This window comes from Burkholderia sp. Ac-20379 (assembly GCF_017104645.1).
Taxonomy (GTDB): domain Bacteria; phylum Pseudomonadota; class Gammaproteobacteria; order Burkholderiales; family Burkholderiaceae; genus Burkholderia.
The window spans coordinates 1-4156 of record NZ_JAAGPF010000467.1 but is presented as its reverse complement, the minus strand read 5'-3'; the positions used below and the strand labels follow the sequence as shown (position 1 = coordinate 4156).

The 4156-nt window shown below is 66.1% G+C and carries 5 protein-coding genes; 2 read left to right on the top strand and 3 right to left on the bottom strand.

Going from position 1 to position 4156, the window contains the following annotated elements:
- Together G3N92_RS31440 and G3N92_RS31435 are read right to left on the bottom strand one after the other, a co-directional pair.
- A partial coding sequence (locus G3N92_RS31440) for a 2-dehydro-3-deoxygalactonokinase (RefSeq protein WP_206131434.1) occupies positions 1–384 on the bottom strand: 384 nt, incomplete at its 3' end.
- Complete coding sequence (locus tag G3N92_RS31435) at positions 381–1301, bottom strand: IclR family transcriptional regulator (RefSeq protein WP_206131433.1); 921 nt, start codon at positions 1299–1301, stop codon at positions 381–383. The genes G3N92_RS31435 and G3N92_RS31440, both read right to left, overlap by 4 nt.
- 395 nt (positions 1302–1696) lie before the next feature.
- Between G3N92_RS31435 and G3N92_RS31430 the strand changes: the two genes are divergently transcribed.
- Together G3N92_RS31430 and G3N92_RS31425 are read left to right on the top strand one after the other, a co-directional pair.
- A complete protein-coding gene (locus tag G3N92_RS31430) occupies positions 1697–2827 on the top strand; it encodes a PAAR domain-containing protein (protein ID WP_206131432.1) in 1131 nt (376 codons plus the stop codon).
- Complete coding sequence (locus tag G3N92_RS31425; protein ID WP_206131431.1) at positions 2824–3414, top strand: hypothetical protein; 591 nt, start codon at positions 2824–2826, stop codon at positions 3412–3414. Before G3N92_RS31430 ends, G3N92_RS31425 begins: the two co-directional genes overlap by 4 nt.
- A gap of 10 nt (positions 3415–3424) precedes the next feature.
- Here G3N92_RS31425 and mtgA read toward each other — a convergent pair.
- A partial coding sequence (gene mtgA / locus G3N92_RS31420; RefSeq protein ID WP_241015138.1) for a monofunctional biosynthetic peptidoglycan transglycosylase occupies positions 3425–4156 on the bottom strand: 732 nt, incomplete at its 5' end.

The following is a 4156-nucleotide window of genomic DNA, read 5'->3' as shown; positions in this document are numbered from 1 at the left end:
TTCGAGCACGCCGGGCACGATCGCCACCGGCACGCCGCGCGCCGCGTCGACGCGAATCAGGCCGGCGGCCAGCGAATCGGCGTCGACCGGCGTCGTCACGTAAGGCGCTTCGCGCCAGCCCTGCGCGCTGCCGACCATGCCGGCCGCCAGCACCGGCAGGCCGGGCGTGGCGTCGAGCCAGGCGCCGCAGGCGGCTTCGAATGCGGCGTCGAAGGCGGCCGCGCCGCCGCCGCGCGGCAGGTTCATCACGCCGGCGGCGTGGGCGTTCGATTCGAGCACCGTGCCGTCGGCCGCGAACAGGAACGCGCGCATCGACGTGGTGCCCCAGTCGAGCGCGATCAGCGCCGGCGAGGCAGGCTTCGGGTCCGGACGGTCCATCGTCATCGCTTGATCCTGCGGGTCGTTTGGGGTGCGCTCCAGCCCAGCTCCGACGAGATGGCGCGCGCTTCGCGCTGCAAGACCGGGATCAGTTCGTCCATCCGGTCGAGCGGCATATAGGGAATCGTGCTCGCCACCGACACGGCCGCCACGATCGCGCCCGAGGCGTCGCGCACCGGCGCGGCCACGCAGCGGATCGACGCTTCGTTCTCCTCCAGGTCGAACGTGTAGCCGCCGGCCGCGTAATGGGCCATGCGCTGGAGGAAGGTGGTGGCGTCGGGGCGGCGGTCGGGCTTGAAGTTCACGCCGGCCAGCGAGCGGCGCGACGCCTCGAACAGCGCGGCCCAGGTGTCGGGCACGAGGTCGAGCATCATCGCCTTGCCGATGCCGGTCGACGCGAGCGGCATCCGGTGGCCGATCCGCGAGCGCATTTCGAGGCCGCGCGTGCCGGGGATCTTGTCGATGTAGAGCACGTCGTCGCCGTCGCGCACGCCGAGGTGGATCGTGTCGAGCGTCGCGTCGGCCAGCGCCTCGAGGTGCGGACGGGCCACGGCCGTCAGCGGCATCTGTTCGAGCGCGACCGTGCCGAGTTCGATCAGCTTCGGGCCGAGCAGGTAGCCGCCCTGGATCTGGCGCAGGTAGCGCGCCTGCACCAGGCTGCTGACGAGGCGGTGCGTGGTGCTGCGCGTCGTGCCGAGCGCGGCGCCGATGGCGCGCATGTCGCGGGCGCCGCCGGCGATCGCCTCGATGATCGCGAGGCCGCGCAGCAGCGTCTGCGTGCCGGCCTGTTGCGCGGCGAGGTCGAGCGGCGAGCCGGTTGCGCCGATGGCGTCGGCCAGCGTGTCGAGCGGCGCATCCGCGTGGCTGTCGTTGGACGGACGGGCGCCGTTGGCCGGCGCAATGGAAATCGGGGTCTTGGTCATGGGGAGCGGGTCACGTGACGGGCGAACGCGGGCGGCGGGCTAGGCCGCGCCTCGCGGCAAGCGTGCGCGCACAACGGCGGACTGCTGGATCGGCGTCATCGTCTGTCTCCTGGTTGCTGGCGGCTGCGGACCGTCGAGGGTCTCGCGCCGTGCATATCGATGGGTGCCGATTGTAGGGGCCGTGGCGCGGCATCTTCAATATTTGAATGCGTCGCCCAAATATTGAGATATTGGCATATCAGAACGACGAAAGCTTGTATCGGGGCGCGATCGACGATGTGGCTTGGCGTCGCCTTTCGGTGTCCTTGCCCGAAGAGATTGATCCGCGTCAGGCGGCCGGCGGGTTGGCAGCGATAGCGTCGAGCCTTTCGAGAAGACGCCTTGGAGAGTTCTGCATGCGCAAAGCCGCCGTTCGCAACGGAGATCGGACGACAACGGGAGGCACCGTCTTCGCTCGGGCCGCCACACTCGACGACAACGGGAAAAAGCTCGCGCTCGACGGCGAATCAGCCACATGCGGACAGTGCGAAGGCGTGTTCCGCATAGTGTCCAGTTGTACATGCATGAGCGATAACGGACGGCAGGTCGTGCTGAACAGCGACGCCGTGCTGTGCCCTTGCGGGCGAAACGAAGTAGTTGCAGGCGGGGATGCGAGGGTGTTTGTCGAGGTGCGCGAGCGCGCGGCCCGCAGGCGCGGCGAAGTGCTTCCCGGACACGACGCCGGCGTGCCAGACACATCAGCGGCGGCGTCCGCCCCTGCGTCGCATCTCCGTTCGATCGGCAGGCCCGATTTGCCGGACCTCGCGCCAACGCGCGGTGCCAACACCCCGGACGAATGCGCCTACCTGGACGGCACGCGATCGCGCATCGACGCGCCGTCGCATTTCTATGCCACGCTGCACGACGTTGAGTTATCCGAAGGTATGGCAGCCACGATCAAGGTGCCGCGAATCGGAACGATACCGGTGACCGCCTACGATGCATCGATTGCAGGTCGACACATCGACGTCTATATATCGGAACAACGCCCACCCGAAGGCACGAGCGTTTTCTCGATCGAACAGATCGCCCATGCACTGGGAACCCTTCCGGCCGCCCATCTGGAGAACCTGACGAAGATCATGGTCAGCCCTCGCGGCAATCCCGACGATGCCTACTGGCAAGCCAACTATGGCATTCCGGACTTTTACTCCGCCGCGTCCGCTAGCATTGAGGAAGGCGTTACCACCTATCCATGGAAAGCTTGGCCGAATATTCCCCAACGCTATGTCGACAGCACCATGACTCACGAGACGGGTCATCAGATCGGCCAAGCACTCTGGAGCGACCCGGCCAAAAAAGTCGAATGGGAACGCGCGGTGGCGAGCGATCCGCAGGCACCTTCCGAGTACGCAAAACACAATCTGTTCGAGGATTTCGCAGAATCGGCCAACCTGTACCGAAGCAGCAAGGGCAGCCCATGCGAAGCCGAAGGGAGAAAGCGCTATCCCGCACGATATCGCTATTTCGATGCATTCATGAAATGAAAGAGACGATCGTCCCGACCATCCTGATCGCGATATCCGCCGCGAACCTGACCGCCTGTACATCAAATTCCGGAGAGCCCGCCGTGCCACCCGCCGATTCACGTCTTGCCGCATTGGACAAAATCAAACAGGATCCCTCATTACCTCATCCAGGCCGGATCACGCTGCGATATCTCTGGAATCAATCGGAACGGATTGAAAATGCCGCCGACTGGCCCGAAGGCATCACGTTCTTCTGTCTCAACGAGAAGCACGAGCGCGTCGAGCGCGATCAAGCGACGTGGTGCATCCCTCTCGTCGAGTTCGAAACGTTCTCGGTCGACGAGCACGGCAAACCCGTGCCGCCACGCGAAGCCAGCTTCATCGAGCGATTCGAATACGGCCCGGACCATACATTTATCCGTGTCGTATCAACGCCCCCCGTCAGAACACCGCCGCCGGAATTGCGCACGCCCGCGCCTCCCTCGCCGCGCCACAACGAACCGCAATCCAGACGCACCGCGCCTCCCGACCCGACGATGGCCGCCACCTCGATCGGCACGGCAAATCGGTGGACGCGTCTCAAACAATGGATGGGATGGCGCTGAAACGCACCGCTCACTGCGAGGCAGGCAACTCCGCCGCCCCCATCCGCCGCGCGATCACGCGCGAGCGCTGGGCGAGCCAGGGCGAATTGCGATGGGCGTCGAAGAACTTCGGATTGGGCAGCATCACGGCAAGCCGGGCGGCCTGCCAGGCCGTGAGCCGGCTGGCCGGCTCCTTGTAGTAATAACGCGCCGCCGCTTCGGCGCCGTACACGCCGCGCCCGAATTCCACCGAGTTCAGATAGATCTCGAAGATCCGCTCCTTGTCGAGCAGCGTTTCGAGCATCCAGGTGATGATCAGCTCCTGCCCCTTGCGCAGATAGCTCTTCTGGCTCGACAGGAACAGATTGCGCGCAAGCTGCTGCGAGATGGTGGAGCCGCCCGCCACGATCCGCCCGCGCGCGCGATTCCTTTCCCAGGCCTGCAGGATCGCGTCGACCTCGTAGCCGTTGTTGTTGGCGAAATCGGCGTCCTCGGAGGCGATCACGGCGCGCTTCAGGTTGCGCGAGATCTGATCGTACGGCACCCACTGATGCTGGATCGTCACCGGCGGCGTCTCGGCCTTCAGCCGCCACGCGTCGGCACGCATGAACGCGGTCGAGCCGGGGTCGATCACGTTCCACAGCGCGATCTGCGCGAAGTAGTACAGCTGGGTGACGAGCCACGCGAGCGCCAGCACGGCCGCCACGTAGGCGGCCCAGCGCGCGAGGCCGCGCCGGCGCGCCGGGCGGGTCGTGCGCGCCTT

Excerpts from the sequence above, each read along its gene's own strand:
- G3N92_RS31425 (WP_206131431.1), top strand. The coding sequence starts at position 2,824 with ATGAAAGAGACGATCGTCCCGACCATCCTGATCGCGATATCCGCCGCG.
- G3N92_RS31430 (WP_206131432.1), top strand. The coding sequence starts at position 1,697 with ATGCGCAAAGCCGCCGTTCGCAACGGAGATCGGACGACAACGGGAGGC.
- G3N92_RS31435 (WP_206131433.1), bottom strand. The coding sequence starts at position 1,301 with ATGACCAAGACCCCGATTTCCATTGCGCCGGCCAACGGCGCCCGTCCG.